Source organism: Methanosarcina sp. UBA5, assembly GCF_002505485.1.
Taxonomy (GTDB): Archaea; Halobacteriota; Methanosarcinia; order Methanosarcinales; family Methanosarcinaceae; genus Methanosarcina.
Genome location: NZ_DAVG01000103.1, coordinates 67,970 through 89,994, shown reverse-complemented (window position 1 = coordinate 89,994; position 22,025 = coordinate 67,970). Strand labels below are relative to the sequence as shown.

21 protein-coding genes are annotated in these 22,025 nt (G+C 41.5%); 11 read left to right on the top strand and 10 right to left on the bottom strand.

Going from position 1 to position 22,025, the window contains the following annotated elements; translation table 11 throughout:
• Nucleotides 1–132 precede the first annotated feature (132 nt).
• From BP621_RS12160 to cgi121, 4 genes are all read left to right on the top strand, one after another.
• Nucleotides 133–1,296 (top strand): hydrogenase small subunit, encoded by a 1,164-nt coding sequence (locus tag BP621_RS12160; protein WP_292390349.1) that lies wholly within the window; start codon nucleotides 133–135, stop codon nucleotides 1,294–1,296.
• Nucleotides 1,296–3,086, top strand: coding sequence for a nickel-dependent hydrogenase large subunit (locus tag BP621_RS12155; RefSeq protein ID WP_292390300.1), 1,791 nt, complete (start codon nucleotides 1,296–1,298; stop codon nucleotides 3,084–3,086). Before BP621_RS12160 ends, BP621_RS12155 begins: the two co-directional genes overlap by 1 nt.
• A gap of 14 nt (nucleotides 3,087–3,100) precedes the next feature.
• Nucleotides 3,101–3,895: a cytochrome B gene (locus BP621_RS12150; protein WP_292390298.1), complete on the top strand. Its 795-nt coding sequence runs from the start codon at nucleotides 3,101–3,103 to the stop codon at nucleotides 3,893–3,895.
• 226 nt (nucleotides 3,896–4,121) lie between these two features.
• Nucleotides 4,122–4,652, top strand: coding sequence for a KEOPS complex subunit Cgi121 (gene cgi121 / locus BP621_RS12145; RefSeq protein WP_292390295.1), 531 nt, complete (start codon nucleotides 4,122–4,124; stop codon nucleotides 4,650–4,652).
• 209 nt (nucleotides 4,653–4,861) lie between these two features.
• Here cgi121 and BP621_RS12140 read toward each other — a convergent pair whose 3' ends face one another.
• Nucleotides 4,862–5,584, bottom strand: coding sequence for a type 1 glutamine amidotransferase (locus BP621_RS12140; protein WP_292390293.1), 723 nt, complete (start codon nucleotides 5,582–5,584; stop codon nucleotides 4,862–4,864).
• 425 nt (nucleotides 5,585–6,009) lie between these two features.
• On the opposite strand from BP621_RS12140, the gene glpX reads away from it, so the two are divergent.
• From glpX to BP621_RS12115, 5 genes are all read left to right on the top strand, one after another.
• The gene (glpX, locus tag BP621_RS12135; protein WP_292390346.1) at nucleotides 6,010–7,098 is read left to right on the top strand and encodes a class II fructose-bisphosphatase; all 1,089 of its coding nucleotides are present in this window, start codon (nucleotides 6,010–6,012) and stop codon (nucleotides 7,096–7,098) included.
• 82 nt (nucleotides 7,099–7,180) lie between these two features.
• The gene (locus BP621_RS12130; RefSeq protein WP_292390289.1) at nucleotides 7,181–7,330 is read left to right on the top strand and encodes a hypothetical protein; all 150 of its coding nucleotides are present in this window, start codon (nucleotides 7,181–7,183) and stop codon (nucleotides 7,328–7,330) included.
• Nucleotides 7,327–8,634 (top strand): tRNA (N(6)-L-threonylcarbamoyladenosine(37)-C(2))-methylthiotransferase, encoded by a 1,308-nt coding sequence (locus BP621_RS12125; protein WP_292390286.1) that lies wholly within the window; start codon nucleotides 7,327–7,329, stop codon nucleotides 8,632–8,634. The genes BP621_RS12130 and BP621_RS12125 overlap by 4 nt, the downstream gene beginning before the upstream one ends.
• Before the next feature lie 282 nt (nucleotides 8,635–8,916).
• Nucleotides 8,917–9,282 (top strand): hypothetical protein, encoded by a 366-nt coding sequence (locus BP621_RS12120; RefSeq protein WP_292390283.1) that lies wholly within the window; start codon nucleotides 8,917–8,919, stop codon nucleotides 9,280–9,282.
• Between the two features lie 45 nt (nucleotides 9,283–9,327).
• Nucleotides 9,328–9,534: a hypothetical protein gene (locus BP621_RS12115; protein ID WP_292390281.1), complete on the top strand. Its 207-nt coding sequence runs from the start codon at nucleotides 9,328–9,330 to the stop codon at nucleotides 9,532–9,534.
• A 225-nt stretch (nucleotides 9,535–9,759) separates the two neighbouring features.
• Here the strand turns inward: BP621_RS12115 and BP621_RS12110 are convergent, their stop codons facing one another.
• Nucleotides 9,760–9,963 carry a hypothetical protein gene (locus BP621_RS12110; RefSeq protein ID WP_292390279.1) on the bottom strand — a complete coding sequence of 68 codons (204 nt, stop codon included), beginning with the start codon at nucleotides 9,961–9,963 and terminating at the stop codon, nucleotides 9,760–9,762.
• 181 nt (nucleotides 9,964–10,144) lie between these two features.
• Here BP621_RS12110 and BP621_RS12105 point away from each other — a divergent pair, with 181 nt between their 5' ends.
• Complete coding sequence (locus tag BP621_RS12105; protein WP_292390277.1) at nucleotides 10,145–10,510, top strand: cupin domain-containing protein; 366 nt, start codon at nucleotides 10,145–10,147, stop codon at nucleotides 10,508–10,510.
• Between the two features lie 18 nt (nucleotides 10,511–10,528).
• On the opposite strand, the gene BP621_RS12100 is transcribed toward BP621_RS12105, so the two are convergent.
• From BP621_RS12100 to BP621_RS12080, 5 genes are all read right to left on the bottom strand, one after another.
• On the bottom strand, nucleotides 10,529–10,777 hold the full coding sequence (locus tag BP621_RS12100) for a HEAT repeat domain-containing protein (RefSeq protein WP_292390343.1): 249 nt from the start codon (nucleotides 10,775–10,777) through the stop codon (nucleotides 10,529–10,531).
• Nucleotides 10,778–10,827: 50 nt separating this feature from the next.
• The gene (locus tag BP621_RS12095) at nucleotides 10,828–11,106 is read right to left on the bottom strand and encodes a HEAT repeat domain-containing protein (protein ID WP_292390275.1); all 279 of its coding nucleotides are present in this window, start codon (nucleotides 11,104–11,106) and stop codon (nucleotides 10,828–10,830) included.
• The gene (locus tag BP621_RS12090) at nucleotides 11,081–12,010 is read right to left on the bottom strand and encodes a HEAT repeat domain-containing protein (protein WP_422656672.1); all 930 of its coding nucleotides are present in this window, start codon (nucleotides 12,008–12,010) and stop codon (nucleotides 11,081–11,083) included. Before BP621_RS12090 ends, BP621_RS12095 begins: the two co-directional genes overlap by 26 nt.
• Nucleotides 11,998–12,141, bottom strand: coding sequence for a HEAT repeat domain-containing protein (locus BP621_RS12085; RefSeq protein WP_422656674.1), 144 nt, complete (start codon nucleotides 12,139–12,141; stop codon nucleotides 11,998–12,000). The genes BP621_RS12090 and BP621_RS12085 overlap by 13 nt, the downstream gene beginning before the upstream one ends.
• A 41-nt stretch (nucleotides 12,142–12,182) precedes the next feature.
• Nucleotides 12,183–13,841, bottom strand: coding sequence for an NACHT domain-containing protein (locus tag BP621_RS12080; protein WP_422656673.1), 1,659 nt, complete (start codon nucleotides 13,839–13,841; stop codon nucleotides 12,183–12,185).
• Between the two features lie 785 nt (nucleotides 13,842–14,626).
• Here BP621_RS12080 and BP621_RS12075 point away from each other — a divergent pair.
• A complete protein-coding gene (locus BP621_RS12075) occupies nucleotides 14,627–15,334 on the top strand; it encodes an endonuclease/exonuclease/phosphatase family protein (RefSeq protein WP_292390264.1) in 708 nt (235 codons plus the stop codon).
• A gap of 228 nt (nucleotides 15,335–15,562) precedes the next feature.
• On the opposite strand, the gene BP621_RS12070 is transcribed toward BP621_RS12075, so the two are convergent.
• The 3 genes from BP621_RS12070 to BP621_RS12060 form a co-directional block, all read right to left on the bottom strand.
• Nucleotides 15,563–19,108: a HEAT repeat domain-containing protein gene (locus BP621_RS12070; protein WP_292390262.1), complete on the bottom strand. Its 3,546-nt coding sequence runs from the start codon at nucleotides 19,106–19,108 to the stop codon at nucleotides 15,563–15,565.
• Between the two features lie 95 nt (nucleotides 19,109–19,203).
• Nucleotides 19,204–20,964: a chloride channel protein gene (locus BP621_RS12065; RefSeq protein ID WP_292390259.1), complete on the bottom strand. Its 1,761-nt coding sequence runs from the start codon at nucleotides 20,962–20,964 to the stop codon at nucleotides 19,204–19,206.
• Nucleotides 20,965–21,318: 354 nt separating this feature from the next.
• On the bottom strand, nucleotides 21,319–21,891 hold the full coding sequence (locus tag BP621_RS12060; RefSeq protein ID WP_292390341.1) for a flavodoxin family protein: 573 nt from the start codon (nucleotides 21,889–21,891) through the stop codon (nucleotides 21,319–21,321).
• Between the last annotated feature and the right edge of the window lie 134 nt (nucleotides 21,892–22,025).

Here is a 22,025-nt window from a genome sequence, read left to right as displayed (position 1 = left end):
GTTTGAAGATGTGATAGCCTTTAATATATTGGATTCCATTTTTTATATATCTTTATATAAAATTATTTGCAACATGGGGGAAGTGGAACGGATAATGATGGCTTACTTGAAAAGTTTAAAAATCTCGATTTCATGAAGATGGATCGAAGGACTTTTATAAAAGCTGTTGGGGCGTTAGGAGCTTCGCTTTTTTTACAAACATATAAAAGCGATATAGCGAAAGCCCTTCAACTTTCGGAAACTAAAGTGGTGTGGCTTCATGGGGTAATGGACAGTGGTTGTACCATATCAATGCTGGATGGAGGATCACCTGATATCGTAGAGTTCCTTAGGGTTTACAATCTCAAACTTCTCTATCATGAAGTTCTAATGATGCAGCAGGGAATTTTCGTAGATGGGAAGCTTGCAAATACAAGTGATCTGAATTCGGAGATTCTGCTGGATGGGATCTTAGAAAAAGAAAAAGGCTACGTTCTAGTTTCTGAAGGAGCGGTCGCTAATGGACCACAAGGCTCCGGGAAATATCTTATGTTAGGGGGTAGACCCTATAAGGAGATTTACGCGAAAGCTGCTAAAAACGCTTTAGCAATTGTTGCAATTGGAAATTGTGCGACTAATAGTGGGGTGAACGCTGCTAAGAGTGATATAGTTGAACTTATGGATCCCCGTGGGATTGCCTTTACTATGGAAGATTCCTCAAAGGGGATTTTAGATCTTCTTGGCATCGAAAAGCCTGTAATTAATCTTACTGGTTGCCCTACTCATCCAGACTGGGTTTTTTTGACAATAGGCGCAGTTGTTTTGGGAAAGATAAAGATACCTGATGATTTACCTTATGTACTGGATCACTGGAAACGTCCAAAGGTTTTCTTCCCGCCTGACCATGTTATTCATGATAACTGTTCTCGTCGCGGATACTATGACCGTGGAGAGTTTGAGCTGACAGTAGGTGGACCTAAGTGCCTCTGGAAACTGGGATGTAAGGGGCCTTATACTCATGCAGATTGTGCCACTCGCAACTGGAACGGCCACCTCAATTACTGTCCTCAGGCAGGTTCTCCCTGTATTGGTTGCGTTCAGTCGGGTTTTCCGGACAGCACCAGGCCTTTTTTCGTGGAAGTTGAGAAAACAGGAATTGTAGGTACAAATATCAATACTATAGCAGGAGTGGCAATAGGAGGCGCGCTACTTGCTGCAGGGGCTCACGCTGTGAGAAGAACTGTTATGAAAAGACCTGAGGACGAGGGAGAGGTTGCCGAAGAAACAACTTCAGAAGAAACTGGGGGTGAGAAATAATGGTACAGGTCACTGTTGATCCTCTTACAAGAATTGAAGGACACTACAGGGTTAACACCGAAGTCAACGGGGAAGGTGTAATTACTGACGCCCAGAGTAATGGCTTGCAATTAAGGGGTTTTGAACGTCTCCTACAGCATCAGGATCCCAGGGATGCGGCACTTTTGGCACAGAGAATCTGTGGAGTCTGTCCTATTTGCCATAGCATATCTGCAGCAAATGCCCTAGATCAACTTTTTGGGGTTGCAGGTCAGGTTCCCAAAAATGCTCTTGTAATGCGAAACATTGAACAGGGGTTTAATTACATAGCCAGTCATGCGGCACATATCTATGTACTTTGGGGACCTGATCTTGCAAACCCGGCTTACCGTGATATTCTGGCAAAATATGGGGATGTTGGAAATGCAGTATGGAAAGAACTTTCCGGACGTTTTGCACCTTTGATTTATCAACTTAATGGGACCAGTTATCCGGCTGGCTCGTCCTATGTTGGTGCTATAGCGGAATTTCGTCGCTTGCACGAAGCCATTGCTCTAATAGCTGGCAAAATGCCTCATCAGGTTCTTCAGCATGTTGGAGGAGTTGTATATTCCCCAACTGTTGCAGATATTGGGCAACTTGTAGGCTACCTATCAAAGACGATGGAGTTTGTTGAAGCATTTACTCTTGGGGTCTCTCCTGATACATGGATTGCAAATACCTACAAAGCTTCTTCTCCTCAAAAGGCTGCTAATTTCGTTCTTAATCACTTGCAAGAACTTTTGAACAAATCCCTCACCAGCAAGGACTTCTCACACTCTGCTGGCTGGGGGGATGTTCCACTCTTTGCGGCTTTTGGCTCGGAGTTGATAGGAGAAAAGCTTCTTGGTCTGCCTATTAGTATGAAAATGGATCTTGCCGGGGCTTACAAAGACCCTAATAAAATCGGATTTCTTTCTTACGGAGCTTTCTTCAAGCCTGAGAAAGGAGATGGATACGATCCCACAAGTCCTGCAGACAGTAGGGTTATTCCTTCCGGCTACATGAATGGAAATTTCAAGCTTGAAAAATTCGATTACAAAAAGATCTCAGAAAGCACTCGTCATGCCTTTTACATTGACAATGTAGAAGACCGTCCTCCCTGGAACGGGGCTACGGTTCCAGAAGGGGATCCTGGGAAAATCGATTACACTAAAGGATCAGCGAGCCGTTATTCATGGTCAAAAGCTCCAAATTATAATGGTATCCCATGTGAGGTTGGCCCTCTTGCTCGTATGATAATTATGGGAGAACCCCTTGTCACTGGCTTGGTAAAAACTTTCCAAGACAACGGCTACTATCCTGTCAATAATTATACTCGCATGGTTGCAAGGATGCAGGAAATCCTTGTGTTATATTCAGAACTTATGAAATGGCTTACACAGGATCTTGAGGCCGGTGGAAAGGTTGCTGTGCATACTGAGCTTTCCATGGCAGCGAATTCCGCAGGTATGGGCTTGTGGGAAGCACCGCGAGGGGCATTGGGGCACTGGATTGCCACAGGGCCGGATTCTATGGTAACTCTTTACCAGGCTGTGGTTCCGAGTACCTGGAACCTTGCCCCCAGAAACTCACAGGATATTCCAAGCCCTGTTGAGCAGGCTCTCATAGGCACCAAAATTTCAGCTGCCGAAAATGCACTTGGAGTAGATTATTCGAATCCTCTTGGGATTCTACATACAGCCCGTTCTTACGATCCCTGCCTGGCATGTGCAGTTCACACAATTGATAAAACCGGAAAACACCCGGATTATACAATCAAGATACTTTGAAGGAGGTTGGAAGTATGGTACGATCTGCTCAAAGACCCGCCTTCAGAAGAGTAATTGTTGAACGCTATACCTGGCTTGAGAGGGTTACTCATTTAGTGCATCTTATTACCATGTTTATCCTGCTTATTACGGGATTCAAAATCTACTTTGGTTGGGATTTCATGGCTTTTCAGACAGCTCGAACTTGGCATATAATTGCTGTACCTTTTTTCCTGGCTGCAAACTGGATTTTGGTTCCATACAACCTTTTTTCATGCAAAGAAGAAAGATGCAGCGCCAGAGACAGAATAGTGCATTTTAAGGACTCTTACGTTTTCGGAAAAGCTGATGCAGAGCGCCTCATTGACATAATAAAGAACTTTTTTGGAAAAGGCAGGTATCCGGCATTTAGTATCTATGATGAAACTACTGGTCACTACGAGACTAAACTCCATCCTATGATGAAAATACTGATTGTCCTTGAGAGTATAGCAATTGTCATTGTAGCAATTACAGGAGTAGTGCTTTACAACCTTGACTGGTCTCCTTTTGGAATCCCTGTTTCGTCATGGATACTTTCCGTAACCTGGTATTTTGCGTCCTTTTTCAATGTCAATGCCTTGGGGTTACTTCGCTTATTGCATCTGCTTGCAGCTTACTGGTTTGTCTTTGAAATTGTGGTCCATGTAGGAATTATTGAACTTGATCCTGATGTCTGGAAATATCACAAGGCAATTTTTTGGTCAGGGAAAGAAGATCTTTCAGACAAACATTATTCCGAGGTTACCACAGCTAAAACAAAGTATTTCCCTACAGAGGAAAGGCCATGAACATCTCTTACAGAAAATTATTAAATTTAAGGTAGTATCGGAATATTTGAAAAGCCTGTACACCTTTTTAACTCCTTTTTTGAGTGGAAATATGTCTATACTAAATGCTCCTATACACATCCTTGGCTGCGGAAGCCCATTAATGGGAAATGATGTGTTGACCTTAAAGTCATTGATCTTCATAGAACCGAAATCCTTATTGTAAAGCCCGCGCTATGGCAGGACTATGGCAACACAAAGGGAAATCCAGGTAGTCTGCGGGAACGTAAATATCCCGAATCTTTCCGGCTTTCTGAAATCAATAGGTTCGATTGCTTCCGAAAATGACGTCATTATCCAGGGCTTGAACGCAGATCTTATTGCAGGTGAAAGGCACCTTCATTTCGCATTGGGAAAAGCTCTTCGGGCAATTGCCGTGGGCAGGAACATAGCAAACGATCCCGGTATCGAGATTATGCGGTATGCATCCGGAGAAAGGCAGATTGAAAGAAGTTTTTCTATAGGGCTGCGTAAAGGGGAAAACAATGCCGTATTCGTGCTTATTGGAAAAATGGACAATCTTGTGCTGGCTCTCACTGCATTGAAAGAACTGATCATCGAAAAGCCCTGTTCCGAGCTCCTTGCTTATTCCGATTCCAAAAGGCAGGGAATCCTTTCCATGTTCGGCATCACGGATGCTGAAATTGAGGCTTCAGGCGAAGAGCACATTCCTGAACTTGTGATTGAGAGGGTGGCGCTGGCAGATTTTTCAAAGTAAAAAAGGCAACCTGAAGCTGCATTCAAAGTTTCTCTTCAGCTTCTCTTTCGCACTTTACTCTCTTTCACATTTGACTTCTTTTTCACATTTTACTCTCTTTCACATTTGACTTCTTTTTCACATTTTATTCTCTTTCACATTTTACTTCTTTTTCACATTTGACTTCTTTTTCACACTCTGTTCGCTCTCACGTTAATTTTTTTCACTCCTTAGTTTCTTTGTCTACATTTTTCTTCAAACCAGTCCATGAGAGAAAAAGCCAGGTTTCTGGAACTTTCAAAAAAGCTTTCCTGTATGTATATCTCCTTTTCAGACTGGATATATTTTCCTTGCACGAGCTCGTGCCCCGAATCCCTTATCAGGTTTCTTACCCACTGCCGGTTTGCCTCAGGATGAAACTGCAGGCCGAGAACCTTTCCATTGTAGAGAAATCCCTGATTCGGGCAGGCTTCACTTTCAAAAAGTTTCACTGCACCGGCTGGAATCTCAAAAGTATCCCCATGCCACATGAAACCTGTAAATTCCGGAAACATGCAGGCTGGAAGTTTCGAACTTTCTATCTTGCTAGGGCTTTTCCCTTCCATAGACCGTACTGTGTGCCAACCAATTTCCTTATACCGATTCTTCGTAACTTTTCCGCCCAGCACTTCAGCAATCATCTGAGCTCCAAAACAGCTTCCAAGTACAGGTTTGCCTGCTTCTATCGTTTTTCTTACAAATTCTTTTTCAGGCTTTAACCAGGAATATTTGTCTTCTTGGTAAACGCTCATGGTGCCGCCCATTATCAGGAGCAAATCTAATTTCTCAGGGGCAGAAAAAAAAGCGTCTTCATAGAGTAGGGTTTTCGTAAGTTTATATCCTCTTTCGGCTATCCAGGTCCCTATATTTCCCAGGGTATCGTTTTTAAGGTGTTGTAAACAGTGAATTCTCACGGGTGTTTCCCCTTGAAGTAAATTGAGCAGAAACTGCTCTTTTTGAATCAAACTTGAAGTTATGCTTCAGACCAGGCTCAAATCAAGCTTTTTTAGCAGCTACTTTGTTTTATGAAGCGTTCTTAATTGAGCTTCAGGGGCTTTAGAGCCCAGGCTTTTGGAAGCTTTAAACCAGCTTTTTTAGCCATTTTTTTATACTTCTTATCTGTATGCTTTATTTTGAAGCCTGCTTGAAGGTCCTCTGTCTACAGGACTTTCTCTGATGAAAGCTTCATAAAATAAATACCTGACTCCGGTTCGGCCAATAGATTCATTAATATACTATTGTGTTATGAGACCAATTAAATATCGAGAGTAAATTGCCTTAAAAAGGTTTCATTACCAGGAAGCAGATTATCCAAAACAGAAAATGGGAGTTGATCCTTATATCTCATCCAAAAACCGTAGAGGAAATGATTGATTGTTCAGGGCCTATAGAATGTGAATTATTGCCCAGACTTATTCATGTGACCGAAGCGGCTGCCATTGCCGCAGCGTACCAGATGGGGCGCGGGAACAAAAGTTTTGCCGATCAGGTGGCAGTTGCCGCTATGCGAAGAATGCTGAACAAGCTTGACATGAAAGGCATAATCCAGATCGGGGAAGGAGAAAGGGATGAAGCTCCCATGCTTTACATCGGGGAGCAGGTAGGAACAGGAAAGGGAGACCTCGAAGTTGATATTGCAGTCGACCCGCTTGAGGGAACAAATCTTACTGCAGACGGCGGGCCTGGCTCGGTTGCAGTTATGGCAATGGCGGAAAGAGGCGGAATTTTCCATGGCCCGGATATCTACATGGACAAAATCGTTGTCGGGCCAGATGTGGTGCGCTACGAAGAGGAACACCCTGGTGAAAGGATTGATCTGGATGCCCCTGTCAAGCACAATCTTGAGATAGTCGCAAAGGCTCTCGACAGAAGTATTGAAGAACTTGTTGTCGTAATTCTTGACCGGCCAAGACACGTCCAGAAAATAACCGAGGTTCGGGAAGCAGGCGCTCGCGTAAAACTGATCAGTGACGGAGACCTTATGCCTGGAGTTTCAACTGCGATCCGCGGGTCAGGCGTTCATATGGTGATGGGCGCAGGCGGTTCAGGTGAAGCCGTGCTCACAGCGGCTGCAATTAAAATCCTTGGCGGAAAAATCCTTGCAAGGCTTGTGCTTCCAACAGTTGCAAATGGAAAGGGTCAGGATAAGATTGATGCAGAAATCGAAGAAAAAATGCCAAGGCTCGAAAAAATGGGGATTACCCTTGAAAACATCAACGATATCCTTGATACCGACAAGCTTGTGCCCGGGAACGACGTGATCTTTTCAGCATCAGCTGTAACTCCCGGTCATTTTCTGCGAGAAGTCAACCTGTTTGGCGGCGGAGATGCGAGGGTACACACGATTTCTATGGGTGCATCCGGAGCTGTCAGGTTTACAGATAGTATTTACATAAAGGATAAGCAGGAGACTCCTCTCTACCTGTAAATCCTTTTATTCTCTTTTTCCTCTTTTTTAAAACACGAACTTTGCGAAAATATAATTTGATTCCAGAATTTAATTACAGTACTTGATTACGAAATTAGCAAATGCAGTATTTAAAAGTGCAGAATTTAAAAGTACAAAATTTAAACATGAAGAATTCAAAAGTGCGGAACTAAAAAATGCAGAACTAAAAATTACAGAATTAAAATACATAGAATTTAGAGTTAAATCATGAAAGTCTATCTTGAAAGTTTTGGCTGTTCAGCAAGTCAGGCATCAGCTGAGATAATGAAGGCAAGTGTCGAAAGACTAGGGCATAAACTGCTGGGCCCTGAGGCTGCCGATCAGGCAGAGGTCTATATCTGCAACTCCTGTACGGTAAAATACACTACAGAACAGAAGATCCTGTATAAAATCCGCAGCATGGGCGAGAAGAATGTGGAAGTTATCGTTTCAGGTTGTATGCCTGAAGTCCAGCTTGAGGACATCCTGCATGCAAATCCCGAAGCCAATATCCTGGGAGTAAATGCGATTTCCCGGCTTGGTGAGCTTCTGTCCTCAATCGAGCAGAGAAAAATGAGAGGTCTGCCCGGAGGGGAACATCTGGAATTCCGGGCTTCCGAACCTGTGGGCTTTCTCAATGTTCCACGTGAGCGTTCCAACCCTAATATTCACATCTGCCAGATCTCGCAGGGCTGCAATTTTGCCTGTTCCTACTGCATTGTAAAATATGCAAGAGGCAAACTGCACTCTTTTCCGCCGGCTGAGATCGTCGAAGATATTCGTTCAGCGGTTGCAGACGGCTGCAGGGAAATCTGGCTCACTTCTCAGGACGACAGCCAGTATGGAATGGATACGGGTTTCAAACTTCCTGAACTCCTGCGAATGATCTCGGAAATTCCAGGGGACTTCAAAGTAAGGGTCGGAATGATGAATCCTTTTTCTGTCCTCCCCATTCTCGACGACCTGATAGATGCTTTTGATTCCGATAAGATCTTTAAACTTCTTCACCTGCCAATCCAGTCTGCTTCCCATTCGGTCCTGAAGAGAATGAACCGTCTGCACAAAATGAACGTAGTGGACACGATAATTACAAAATTCCGTGCTCGTTTCGAAGACTTCTCCCTCTTCACCGACATAATTGTTGGTTTCTGCGATGAAACCGATGCTGATTTCAAAGAAACTGTCGAGTGGGTACAGAAATATCGCCCCGAAAAGGTCAATATTTCAAGATATTCTCCCCGCCCGCACACGAAAGCCTTTTCCTTCCGAAACCTCGACTCCCGGATTCCCGCTCAGCGTTCCCATGAATTGCATAAGGTCTGTGAACAAATCAAGATCGAGTCCAAGCAGGCGATGATCGGCTGGAAAGGCCGGGTCTTTGTCTCAAAATATACGGAAATAGGGGATGTTCTCACTCGTACTGATGCTTACCGCCCGGTTGTTATAAGCGGCTCGAATCTAAAGCCCGGCCAGTATGCAGAAGTGGAAATCGTTGCTGCAAAGCCTGGATATTTCCTTGGGAAGCTTATCAAATGATAATACAGGTTTTTTGCTTTTTCAACTAGATTTTTTTATGTACTTTTTTATTACGTATATTCGTAATCTGAAATTTAATCTGAGATTTTTTCATGGGCTGCTTATTTATATAATGTTATTTTTATATAAACTCTGCAACTAATAATCTCTAATCAATTATCTCCACTATTAATTTTTGATAACTATCGGGCTTTTGCCTGCATTTCTTTGACTAAAAGCGATTAATCGCATATAGGGGGTTTAGTACTGAAAGATATTGCTGTTGGAACCTGTGTACATATTTTGTCCCGGATAGATGACGAAGCTCTTGACGAGTTCTGGAGAGAAACCTCTGCCGGAAAATCTCCAATAATCGATTCTCAGGGCAATCTGGGTTATTCCCTGTTGAGCGAGGAAGGTATACTATTCATCAGAAACGATTTTACGCCTGCGAATTACGAGTATTTTGAACTGGTTTTTGGGGACCTTTTCCTGCCAGACACGGTTCAGGAACTCCTTCTTAAAGACAAAGTGCTGCTTCTTATGGTGTGCAGGAAAGGCACGCAGGACTTTTTACTATCCGAGCTTCGTACAGATGTCAAGTTCATGCTTGACCTGCCGCGTGGGGAATACTTCTTTTTCGTATTTCTTCTAGACGCGGGCGCTTAATCCCTTTTAAGTTCCACAGTCCATGCCATAGGTTTTTCATCCAGAATGCATTTGAACAGCCCAGAACTTGAGACCTTTTATCTCAAACACCCTGTTGACATCTGGGAATTCGTAGACTCCTCACCTATAGAGATTAAACGCGGAGGGCCTTTTTATATCAATCTGATTATGGTAAACATCGAACATATTCCGGGCTGTTCCCTGCTTTTTTCCGAACTTCTGCAGGAAGATGAATCCACACCTTCTCTTTGAAACCTTCTCTCTTAAATGGGATTTGCATCTAAAGCCCTATTTTCTCTCGACTTCAGGTGCAGATTGAGGACTTTAGGTGAAAATGTAAAATTAGTATAGTTTTTCAGATTCGAAAAGTTCAAAAACAATAAAATTAAATCAAAAATATATTAAAAACGATATCCGATAAAAGCTCAATTTCTCACGTCATTATTTGATTAACTGCAAGGATATCAAATAATGTAATTACTCCAGCCACGAAGAAATTACTGAAGGTATTGTGGTATAAATAATCGAACCTCCTGTAGCTAATGAATATAAAAAATAAAGCACATATAATGGACTTAAAATTAAAATAGCCCACGTAACGTATGTGAATGCATCAGTACTCATATTTTTGCTAGTACTCATATTTTCGCTACTGATATCTGGTTTTTTATTTGGTTTCATATTTCATGCTCCGAGTATCATTATTCATCGAATTATCTTCTACTACTAATTAATAATGTATAACATATATAATAATTTGAGCCTGGGGCGGCTTTGCAAGAAAAGTTCCAGATAAGAGAGTTCAGGTGCAAAGTCTCTTGAATGGAAAAATAGTTATAATCGCGGTTTCCAGTAATTTACAATGCAGCTACTTACCAGATACGAAGAAGTAGAACCTTATATCACAAAAGATGGTTCAATTATCCGCGAACTCATGCATCCGTCGGTCCACGGCAACTCAAACCAGAGCCTTGCCGAAGCTACCGTGCCAGCCGGTGGAGAAACTCTTCTTCACAAGCACCGCCTGACCGAAGAAATCTATCACATTACCGATGGCAGCGGAATAATGACTCTTGGCTCTGAAGAATTCGAGGTCAAAAAAGGGGATACCGTTTGTATTTCGCCAGGAATCTCGCACAGGATTCAGAACACAGGAAATACACCGCTGAAGATTCTCTGCTGCTGTGCGCCGGCTTATTCGCATGAGGATACCGAATTGGTGGAATGAGTGAATAAAGTCATAAAATCAGGTTTTAAAGATTTTTTCGTCTTTAAATAAAACGACTCTCGATTTCTCTTCTTTTTCGATTTCATAGAGGATTTCGAATGCGGTATTAGCTGAAAATTCATGATCTGATTCCAGTAAATCTTCTAGTTGCTTTTTACTTTTGACAGTACAAATTTCTCTGAGTGACTCTGCCGCGCTCTCTGGCACAGACCAATCTTCATCTTTCAGTGCGTTGATTAGCGGCTGTACGGCTTTATCAGACTTAATTTCTCCAAGTGCCTCTGCCGCCTTCCTCCTGACATATGAATCTTCATCTTTCAGTNNGCTTTCTCCGATTTGATATATCTAAGTGACTCTATCACACTTTTTTGCACATCTTTATCTTCATCTTTCAGTGCGTTGATTAGCGGCTGCACTGCTTTCTCCGATTTGATATATCCAAGTGCTTCTGCTGCACTTTTCCTCACATCATCATTTTTATCTTTCAATGCATCTATTAGAGGTTGCACTGCTTTTTCAGGTTTGACATCACCAAGTGCCTCTGCCGCCTCTCGCCGGATATATGAATCTTCATCTTTCAGTNNTGATATATCCAAGTGACTCTATCACACTTTTCTGCACATCTTTATCTTTATCTTTCAGTGCATCAATTAGCGGCTGTACTGTTTTTTCCGATCCGATATCTCCAAGTGACTCTACTGCACTTTTCCTCACATCTTTATCTTTATCTTTCAGTGCATCAATTAGCGGCTGTACTACTGTTTCTGACTTAATATTTCTAAGTACTTTTGCCGCACTTTCCCTTACATCATCATTTTCATTTTTTAATGCATCGATTAGCGATTGCACTGCTCTCTCCGACTTGATATCTCCAAGTGCCCCTATCGCACTTATTCGCACATTTTTATCTTTATCTTTCAGTGCATCAATTAGCGGCTGTACTGTTTTTTCCGATCCGATATCTCCAAGTGCTCTTATCATGCTTTTCCGCACGTCATCATTTTCACCTTTCAGTGCACTGATTAGTGGTTGCACTGCTATTTCCAATCCTAGATATCCAAGTAAATATGCCGCACTTTTTCTCACATCTTTATCTTCGTCTTTCAGTGCACTGATTAACGGCCGTACTGCTGTTTCTGACTCGATGTCTATAAGTGCCTCTACTGCACTTTCCCTCACATCTTTATCTTCATCTTTCAGTGCGTTGATTAGCGGTTGCACTGCTTTTTCTGACCTAATGTTTCCAAGTGCGTCTATCACACATTTTCTCACATCTTTATCTTCATCTTTCAGTGCGTTGATTAGCGGTTGCACTGCTTTTTCTGACTCTATATATCCAAGTAAATATGATGCACTTTCTCTCACATCTTTATCTTCGTCTTTCAGTGCACTGATTAGCGGCTTTTCTATTGCTTCTGACTTGATATCTTTAATTGCCTCTACTGCACTTTCCCTCACATCATCATTTTCATCTTTCAACGCATCGATTAGAGGTTGCACTGCTTTTTCCGACTNNTATCTCCAAGTGCATATGCTGCACCCTCTCGCAAATGCCAATTTTCATCTTTCAGTGCATCAATTAGCAGTTGCACTGCTTTTTCTGACCTAATATTTCCAAGTGCATCTTCCACACTACATCGCACATCTTCATCTTCATCTTTCAGTGCATCAATTAGTGGTTGCACTGCTTTTTCCGACTNNTATCTCCAAGTGCATATGCTGCGGTCCACCGTATATTTTCATCTTCATTTTTCAGTGCGTTGGTCAGCAGTTGCACTGCTGTTTCAGATTTAAAATTTCTAAGTGTCTGTCCCGCGTACCACCGCATATCTTCGTCTTCACCGTTTAGTACTTCAGCAATTACATTGATTCCGACGGTTCCAATTCTCCCCAGACTTTCAATAGAATTTATCTTTTCCAGCTCATATTTAGAATCCATTTTCTCTGCAAGTAAAGCACACAGTTTTTCCTTTGTGTTATCACTTGCTTTATTTACACACTTTGAAGCTAGGAAAAGCTCATCTTTTGAAAGTATTGAATCCACAAATTCGTCTATAAAATCTAAGTCTAGCATTTCAGAGGTAAATATCACGACTTCTTCCCATTTTGGATGACTAAAAGCCTCTGATATATCAAATCCCGCTTCAAAAAGCTCTTTTAGTTTTATAGCTGCAAAATATTCCTGAAAAGACTGGTGAATTCCATATGATACGTAATTATCATTTCTATTAAGTATTCCAAGTGTGAAGCAGTCTTTTAGAATTAACTCTGGGCTAATTTTTTTAAATGTAGAATCTTCAGAGCTTTTTTTGACAAATTTGAGAGCTTCAGAATATTTGCATGAAACGTCATTCCTACACTGAAGTTTAAAATACAGGTCAGTAAGAGAATTCTCGATTTGCGTTCTGTCTGCGTGAATACTTTTTCCTTTTTCTTCTTGATGATTGAAAAGAGTAGAAATAAACGCTTCGTACAATTCAGAACGGTTTGAAGGAAGTAAGTCATCTAACTCGTCTTTTCTTTCCATGGCAACTTTGATAGCGATGTAAAGCATCATTGGGTTTGAGAGTATGGATTCTAGCTGTTGGTTAAGGATTTTGTCTTTGAGAATATCTGCTAGTTCTTCATTTGAAACGTAGTGATTTATGAATATCTCTATTTTCTCGTCGGTTAGTTTTTCCAGTTCCGAGACTTTGAAACTGCTTTTTATGCTCTCAAAAAAGCCTGGTCTTGAAGAAATAATAAATCTGCAACTGTTGTACTCGGCAATGAAATTTGAAATCTTATCGTAGGGATGGAATTCATCGGTAGGTGAAAGTAAGTCAAAGCCATCGAAGAGAATAGTTGCTTTTCCTTTCAATATCGTTTTCAGGGTATCCTCTGAGATTCCTTTTCCGTCGGCTTTCTTAGCGACGTATGTATCAAATGGGTTTTTTATAAAACGTTCTTCACCGATGTAAGAATTTAATTCAATGTACAGGGGAACATTTTCGTTTTTTCTCTCAAGGTAGTTTTTAGCAAAGATATAGTTAAGCCATCTAAGTGTAGTTGTTTTTCCTGAGCCTGATTCTCCAGAAATGATAAGCTTTTCTTCTTTTTCAACAAGCTCAAGAACCTCAAATTCTTGTGTTTTATCGCTTTCCTTGTCGTGGAACTTGAGAGTTACTGGCAAAATTTCTTTGGCTGAAAGTTCTGTATAGACTTGACTGATTTCGTTTTTTCCATCTTCATCTATTATTTTATTCAGGTATTTTTCTAATGATTTTTCAAAGTCTACGCCGGACTCTTTTTTATCTTGATTTTCTCTACCGCCGTTGATTACTTCGTGCATTTCCTGAACTTTATGAGATATTTCTTTGACGTCTTGAGATAGCTCTTTAACTCCTTGATTTATCTCTTTGGTTGTTTTGTCTGTTTTCTTTGCTAAGTAGAGTATAAGATAGTCTCTGAGTTCAGGTTCTTTTTCTATTTCGGCGTCTATTATTTCAAAAAAGGAATTTAAGATTAAATCTGCATCTTCGCGGGAGAAATCTTCCTCACTGAATAATTCAAAAAACTCGTGGATTAAAATATTTGAGCAATCGAGCTTATTCGGGCTTTTCAGGTATTTTTCGATTGCTTTTTCCACGTTTTCCTGACGAAAAAACGTATCAATTTGTATTCCAGTCAATTTATAGTTTTTATTCGAGAACTCTTCAATTGCTTTATCATATACTTTTGAAGAGGTATCAGAAATATGTTGAGGGATACGCTTGAATGAATCATATAAAAGGTTAATAAATAGGCCTAGAGCTATTTCTGAAATAACCATCGTATCCCCGTTGATATGAAAATCTCTTCTTTACTTCTCAATCAACTCCCTTATGAAACCATCTAAATTAATTCTTTCTATTTTATTTGGGAAAGGCCGCTTTCCTGCGTCGAGCGTGACATAAAAAGACAAAATGCGGCTAGTAAGGTTATTTGGTCTTATTTCTCCTCTTTTTCCCTTTTTTCCTTTGTTTCTTACTTTTTTCATTTTTACAATTCAAATGAAGTTGTTTTATACTCTTTACTGGTTTTTTAGCTTAAATTCAAAGCTTTTTAGTAATTAGTGACTGTATCAATAGTCTTGATATGAAAATCATAACTTGGAATTGTAATATGGCTTTCCGGAAGAAGTACAAACACATTCTTCCTTTTGATCCTGATTTATTGATTGTTTCTGAGTGTGAGCATCCAGATAAATTCAGCGATAAGTTTTACGATGATGTTTTATTGATAGGTGATAACAGAAACAAGGGCCTTGGTGTTTTCAGTTTCAATGATTTTGAAATTGCAGTCCATGAATCCTATTGTGAAAATTACAGGTATGTCCTTCCTGTCACAGTGAACGGCAGTGAAGCCACGAATCTTATCGCTGTCTGGTCGCAGAATAATATAGAGGACCCAGGAAGAAGATACATTGGAGAAGTTTGGGAGTCATTGAACTACTATAAAAGTTTGTTCAGATTTCCAACGGTTATTGCAGGTGATTTCAACTGGAATGTCATCTGGGATCAGGGGAATCAGAAATATCCTCTTTATGGAACACTCACTGATGTAATTAATTTGTTAGAGCAATTTGATATTTTCAGTATGTATCATACTTTTACAAATGCAGAGTTTGGAATTGAAAGGGAACCTACGCTGTATTTCAGAAAAAATAAGAAGACCCCTTATCATATAGATTATATTTTTGCGCCTGCTGAAATTATTAATCGCGGGAAATCGTTTTCGGTTGGTAAATATAAAGATTGGATCTCTCTGAGCGATCATATGCCTTTAATAGCAGAATTAGAGTGAGTTAATTTGTGTTTTGGAATTTCTACACGGAAATCTTGAAGTATATTCTTTTTAATCATGTAGCTTCTTTTTATCTGTCCTCTGTTTTTACATGGGAAAGGCCGCTCTCCTTCGTCGAGCGTGACAATAACGACCTAATACGGTGAATATGGGGTTATACGGGTTTGAATAATCTATAATTTAGTTTTTTTGAACAAAATAACTGCTATAGCCTATAAATTAGTCCTCTTAAGCGAAGCGAAAAGGACAGCGCACTGCAGAGCCGCAACTCTGCCACTCTAAAAACAGCCCGGTTTTTAAAATTTCTTCCATTTCAATGCCTTCCAGGATCTCAAAACCAAGATTTGCCGTAAATTCATTTTTCGAGTCCATTAAAGCCTGTAAACGTTGCCTGTCCTCTTCTGTACATATCTTTTTGAGGGCTCCGGCAGCTTCGGCTTTTACGAAGCGGTTCCAGTCATATAGGCTGTTGATAAGGGGCTCGATGGCTTTTTTCGGCTTTATCCGGCCGAGGGCTTTTGCAGCAGCCAGGCGAGTAAAATCGTCCGTGTCCATAAGGGCGGCAATAAGGTGATCAACTGCATTTTTAGCTTTAATCCGGCCTAGTGCTTCGGCTGCTCCCGATCTTCCTTCATTATTCTGGTCCATCAGCGCGTCAATAAGGGGCTTTATAGCCTGCCTGGATTTTATTTTTCCAAGCGCTTTTGCAGCTTCTTCTCTTACAGAGCCATTGTTGTCAAAAACCAGGACATCTATCAGGGGCTGGATAGCTTTTTTTGACCTTATCCGGCCTAGTGCTTCGGCTGCAAAACGACGCACGGTTACGTCTCTGGACTTGAGAGCACTGACCAGCGGGGGAATAGCTTTTTCACAATCAAAAAGCCCCAGGAACTCAGCTGCAAGCCTCCTGACCTCATCGTCTTCATTATCTAGGGCGCTGATAAGGGATTCAAACGCTCTTTTGCGCCTGCTTTCAGATAAATTTTGCAGAGATTTTGCTGTCTCCTTTCGCACAAACTTATCTTCATCTTTCAGGGCGTTATCAATGAAATCAAAGATTCGGTCCGCTATGCAGTCCGGAACTCCATCGCAATTTATCTGGCCAAGGGCTCTTACTGCCCCCTGCCTTGTAAAAGGGTCTTCGGACTTGAAAATCCTAATAAGCGGCTCAAGAACTTTTTCTGATTCAAGCTGCCCGAGTGCGTTTGCAGCTTCCTTCCTTACAAAACGGTTTTCATCCCCCAGTGCAAAAAGAAGCGGGGCAATAGCTTTTCGGACTTTTATCATTCCCAGGGCTTTTGCAGCTTCCAGTCTAACTAAATGGCTGTTGTCCTGGAGTTTATTTATCAGGGTTTTAGCAGTTCTTTCAGATCTTATTTCTCCAAGGGCTTCTACGGCTGTCTTTCTTACAAATTCATCTTCATCCGAGAGTGCCGAGACTAGGGGGTCCAGCGTTTTCTCGGACCCTACCACCCCGAGCCCTTTTGCAGCTTCCCTTCGGACGAAACGGCTTTTATCTCCAAGCATATCGATGAATTTGCCGGAAGTTTTGTCCGATTTGATTTCTCCAAGCGCTTTTGTAGCGATCCAGCGCACAAACTCATCATTATCTTCAAGTGCATCTACAAACGGTTCAATAGCTCTTTCCGATCCCATCCGGCCCAGGGCTTCGGCAGCTCCCAGACGGACAAGCTTATCTTCTTCTTGAAATGCTTTTATAAGAGCTTCCGCTGCTTGCCTGGAGTTTATTCTTCCAAGAGCTCCTACAGCTCCAATCCGAACAAAGTCATCGTTAGCCCCAAGTGCGGAAATAAGGACTTCCAGCGCTTTTTCAGATCCAATCTGCATTAGCACATTTGCAGCCTCCAGCCGGACAGCCCGATTCTTATCTTTAAACGTGTCTCTGAGCAATTCGATTGCCCTTTCGGACCCTATTAAGCCAAGAGACTTTACGGCTTCTATCCGCACAGAATAATCTTCGTCCCCAACTGCAGCCTCAAGCGGAACAAGTGCCATCTCTGACCTTGTTTCCCCAAGCACTTTCGCAGTTTCTCTTTTTACCCCGATATCTTTATCCTTAAGTGCTCCAATATTGGCTCTGATCCCACAGGTGCCTAGCCTTCCAAGGCTCTGAACAGCCTTTACTTTTTCTACAGTATACCTGCTGTCAAGTTTCCTAGCAAGTAAAACACATAGTTTTCCTTTTGTTTCGGGGCTGGCTCTCACAGAACATTTTGAAGCCAGATATAAGTTTCCGCTCGAGACTATCGAATTTACAAGTTCTTCTCCTGATTCAAGTAATTCCGAGGTGAGCATTATCACATTTTCCCATCTCGGATTCCTGAATGTTTTTGAGATGTCCATCCCTTTTTCAAAGTATGTTTTCAGCTTTAAGGCCGCAAAGTAATCCTGAAAAACTCGATCTATACCGAACTTTACTTTGGATCTCTTTCTTAGCAGGAGTCCGAGACCTGAGCATTCCTGGAGGAGTTTTCTGGCCCTTATCCTTCCAGAACTGCTGCACTCTGTAATCCTTCCAGATTTGCTGGATTCTGTATATGCTTCTGCCACTTCAAGGGCATAAGCGTACTTACATGAAATTTTATTCCTGCACTGGAGCTTAAAGGCCAGGTTCATCAGGACATTTTCAATGTCTGTTTTTTCGGTATTCAGTCCCTGAAAATCTATTTTTCCAGTATTTAGCTCTTGAGAACTTACTTTTCCATTACTGAACTCTTTAGGATTTATTCTTCCAATATTCAGATTCTGAGAACCTGTTTTTTCGGTACTGGGCACTTGAGAATCTGTCCTTCCATAAGGTCTCCTTTCCGAGTTTATTCTCTCAAAGCCTATTCTTAGAGGCAACTGGCTCTGGGATCTGAAAAATTCCTCTCTTGCCTTGTAATCTTTGAAAAGCTCTGAAACGAAAGCCTGATAGATTTCTACCCGTCGGGAAGGAATAGAATCGAAGAGGGTAAAGTGCTGGAGGTCTTCCTGTTTTCCTCTCCTTCCCATATGCGTGGTTGAGAGTCTGATCCAGAGGTAAAGCAGCAGAGGATTCTGAAGGGCCGTCTTTGACTGATTCTCCTCCAGGATTCTGGCTTTTAAAAGCTTTGCCTGTCTCTTATTGGGAACATTTTTTTCTATAAAAAGCCTAATTTTTTTATCGGTTAATTTTTCAAGCTCGGAAAGTGCAAACATACTTTTCAAGCTATCAAAAGGTTCGGGTCTTGAGGCAATAACATATCTACAGGATTCATACTCGGAAATAAAATCGGAGATTTCATCAAAAGGAGAGAAATTCTCGGTAAGTGTGAGCAGATCAAGCCCGTCCAGTAACAGCAGGGCTTTTTCTTCAAGTAGTTTCTTAAAATCCGTCTCAGAAATGCCTTTTTTGGTTACATTTCGTTTTAAATAGTTATAAAAAGAACCTTTAACATAGGAACCAAGTTCTATATATATCGGAACAAAGCCCTCTTTTTTCAGGAGGTATTCCCTGGCATAGAGAGTACTTAGCCACTTAAGGGTGCTCGTCTTTCCCGAACCTGCTTCCCCGTAAAGTATCAGGTGTCTTTCTTTTTCTACAATTTGTGAAATCTTGAAATCGTAAGCAAGGGAAACCCTTTCTTCGAAAAGTCTGCACGTGATTGGTAATATTTCTCTGGCAGATAGTTCTACGTAGTTACAGACTTTATCCCTATTTTCCAGTATTACGTTTTTCAGGTATGTTCCCAGGTCCCCTTTTGAGCTACTTTCAGTTACGGACTCAGACATAATGCCCCCCACAATCTATAAGTGATTTTTCCTTTCCAGTTTTTATTCTTTTTGTCAGGGGACCTTTTTTAGGTTTACTGTTTTCGTATGTATCTTCAGTATGTATCCCGGACTTCTTCCACGACTTTTTTGTTATATAAATTTACAATGTCGCTTCGGGTAATGAGACCGAAGAGTCTGGTTTTATCCTCTCTGTCCACGACTGGAAGCCTGCCTATTTGTTTTGAAGCGAAACGTTTGAGGACCGTATCAAGGGTTTCATCAGGGTAGGCGACTTCCAGACGCCGGGTGGCTATATCCTTTATCTTTTTGTCAGATTCTCCGGACTTTATTTTGTTCCGGAGGTCTGAAAGGGTTACTATACCTGAAAGTTTGCCTCTGGAATCAAGGACTGGAAAACCGACATGGAGGCTTATCTGCATTAGGGCTGTAAGGGCTTCAACGCTCTTCTCTTCAGAAACTGTCTGGACATCTGTGATCATGGCATCTTTTACAAACATAGAGCTCATGATGTCTACTTCCCTGCCTCTTCGGATCTTAAACCCTTTCCTTCGGAGGCCTCCCGTGAAAATGGATTCCGGATAAAGGGCATTTGACATTACACTGCTGAGGACGCAGGCAAACATGAGAGGCAGAATCATATTATAATCTCTTGTAATCTCAAACAGGATCAAGATGGCAGTAAGAGGAGCCCTGGCAGTTCCGGCAAAAACTGCTCCCATCCCGACCATAGCATATGCTCCTTGCTCGGCTACAGTACCCGGAAAAAGCAGGTTTGCTGCTGTCCAGAAAGCTCCTCCCAGCATTGCACCTGTAAAAAGGGAAGGGACAATCGTTCCTCCAGAGCCCAGGCTCAGGGAAAAGGCAAAGATCTTTAAAAAGAGCAGGATCAGAAGGAGCTTGAAGGTAAACTGGCTGTTCAGGGCATCCATTATTACATTATAGCCCATTCCCAGGACCCTGGGGTAAAAAAGGCCGATTAAACCTACTCCGAACCCTCCAAGGGCAGGCTTGAAAACGGGATGGGGAGGGATCTCCGAAAAAACATCTTTTGTGTAGTAAAGCGTCCGAATCAGGAGTGTAGAGATGACCCCTGCAAGAAGTCCGAGCACAAGGCAGAGTCCGAGTTCTTTGTAAGGACTTACCAGCTGGTAGGAAGAGATTTCTATAGGTTTTATTCCGAAAAGTGTGCTTGAGACAAGAGTTGCAAAAACCGAGGAGATAACTATCGGAATAAAAGTCCTGGTTTCAAGTTCTCCGTAAATTACCTCTACTACAAAGACTACCCCTGCAAGCGGGGCATTAAAAGCAGCTGCAATTCCGCCGGCAGCTCCGCAGCCTAGAAGTATCTGAAGCTGCCTTTCAGTGCTCTTCAAGATTCTCCCGACAAAAGCCCCAGTCCCGGCTCCTGCAAGGATTCCGGGTGCTTCCTTTCCCAGTGCACCTCTTGAACTGATTGTGATTATTGAAGTAAAAACCTCCAGAAAAACATCCCTGAGATTAAGCCTTGCTCCGCGAAGGGTTACAGTTTCTATAAGTCCATCAACGCCGTACTTTTTTTTCATCAGAAAATGGGAGATTATTCCTACCAGCAATCCTCCAAAAGCAGGCACGAATAATACATAATATTGTGGGAATTCGTGTAATGAGAATTCTTGCTGCATACCCAGAAAAGCGTTGCTGTATTGGAGAATCCGATCATAAACTCCTATTACGAAGCCTGTAAGGAGCCCGATTATAATGGCAATTAAATTGATCTTGGCAGTTTCGGTATCAAACCGAGCAATATACTCTGATATTCTGGGGTATTCTTTTACATTATGAAATATGAATCTGTGTTCTGGACTAAATTCCAAAAACTCGTGCCTCTTGAATCCTTTTATGTCTGCCTTTTTCTTGAAAAAAGGTAAGTTTCAAGTTTAATTCGACCCGAATATTTTCACTTGAAGGATTTCAAGCACTTATTTAAAGGTATCTGTATTATATTATACGATGTATACCCACTTATAGTCTGTAAAAATCGAAGATTTTTCCTCTATTTCAGGATTTATGCACTTGAGGCACAAAACAATATCAGTAAACCCATAATTTTATAAAATCAAAATTTTAATTATGACCTTTCCTGTACTTGATTTTGCGGCATAAGCGCGTAAATCCTATATTTTTTCGTTATCTTCAGCCTTCTATATTTACAGCTTTTTGTTCTGTCCTTATCTTTTGTTATTCTGGATAAGTTCCAGAACTTCGCAGAGTTTTTTTGCAGTTTCAGAAACGGTTTGCATACCGATGGAGTCTTCTTCTACCGGGTTCCAGGCTATTCCGCCGAAATGGGCGTTATCGCCAACTACAATCATGCCTTGAATGTGCATCCAGTCCTGGATTGACTGAATGGTTTTTTCCTGACCTCCATTTCTTGAGCCTCCAACTGAGAGAGCTGCTCCAACTTTGTTTTTAAGTGCAGAGTTATTGCGGCGAAGCAGGACACTTCTGTCAAAAAGGGCTTTAAGCTGGGCGGGGTAATTCCCCATATACACCGGAGATGCAACAATTATTCCGTCTGCTGCTCTCATTTTCTCATATACTTCTCCCATACTGTCATCAATAGTACAGGAAGCTTTCTCTATACAAGCCCCGCATACTTTACAGGGGGCAATTTCCTCTTTTGAGAGATAAAAAGTATCGGTTTCAAAACCTCTTTCTTTTGCAATTTCGAGAGTGGCTGCAATCATTTTTTCACAATTCTGGCCCTTCCGCGGGCTTCCTGAAATTCCAAGTATCTTCATTGAAATCATTCCGGAACTCTTTTATATTAATTTATCATTTATATTCAGTAATATTGTCTTAAGTTTCACGGATCTGATATAAAATTAGTCCAGATCGTTAAACATCTCAAGATAAACTTGTATTTAAAACGGCG

Excerpts from the sequence above, each read along its gene's own strand:
- BP621_RS12150 (WP_292390298.1), top strand. The coding sequence starts at position 3,101 with ATGGTACGATCTGCTCAAAGACCCGCCTTCAGAAGAGTAATTGTTGAA.
- cgi121 (WP_292390295.1), top strand. The coding sequence starts at position 4,122 with ATGGCAACACAAAGGGAAATCCAGGTAGTCTGCGGGAACGTAAATATC.
- BP621_RS12070 (WP_292390262.1), bottom strand. The coding sequence starts at position 19,108 with ATGTCTGAGTCCGTAACTGAAAGTAGCTCAAAAGGGGACCTGGGAACA.
- BP621_RS12160 (WP_292390349.1), top strand. The coding sequence starts at position 133 with ATGAAGATGGATCGAAGGACTTTTATAAAAGCTGTTGGGGCGTTAGGA.
- BP621_RS12075 (WP_292390264.1), top strand. The coding sequence starts at position 14,627 with ATGAAAATCATAACTTGGAATTGTAATATGGCTTTCCGGAAGAAGTAC.
- BP621_RS12115 (WP_292390281.1), top strand. The coding sequence starts at position 9,328 with ATGCATTTGAACAGCCCAGAACTTGAGACCTTTTATCTCAAACACCCT.
- BP621_RS12110 (WP_292390279.1), bottom strand. The coding sequence starts at position 9,963 with ATGAAACCAAATAAAAAACCAGATATCAGTAGCGAAAATATGAGTACT.
- BP621_RS12155 (WP_292390300.1), top strand. The coding sequence starts at position 1,296 with ATGGTACAGGTCACTGTTGATCCTCTTACAAGAATTGAAGGACACTAC.
- BP621_RS12060 (WP_292390341.1), bottom strand. The coding sequence starts at position 21,891 with ATGAAGATACTTGGAATTTCAGGAAGCCCGCGGAAGGGCCAGAATTGT.
- BP621_RS12125 (WP_292390286.1), top strand. The coding sequence starts at position 7,327 with ATGAAAGTCTATCTTGAAAGTTTTGGCTGTTCAGCAAGTCAGGCATCA.
- BP621_RS12105 (WP_292390277.1), top strand. The coding sequence starts at position 10,145 with ATGCAGCTACTTACCAGATACGAAGAAGTAGAACCTTATATCACAAAA.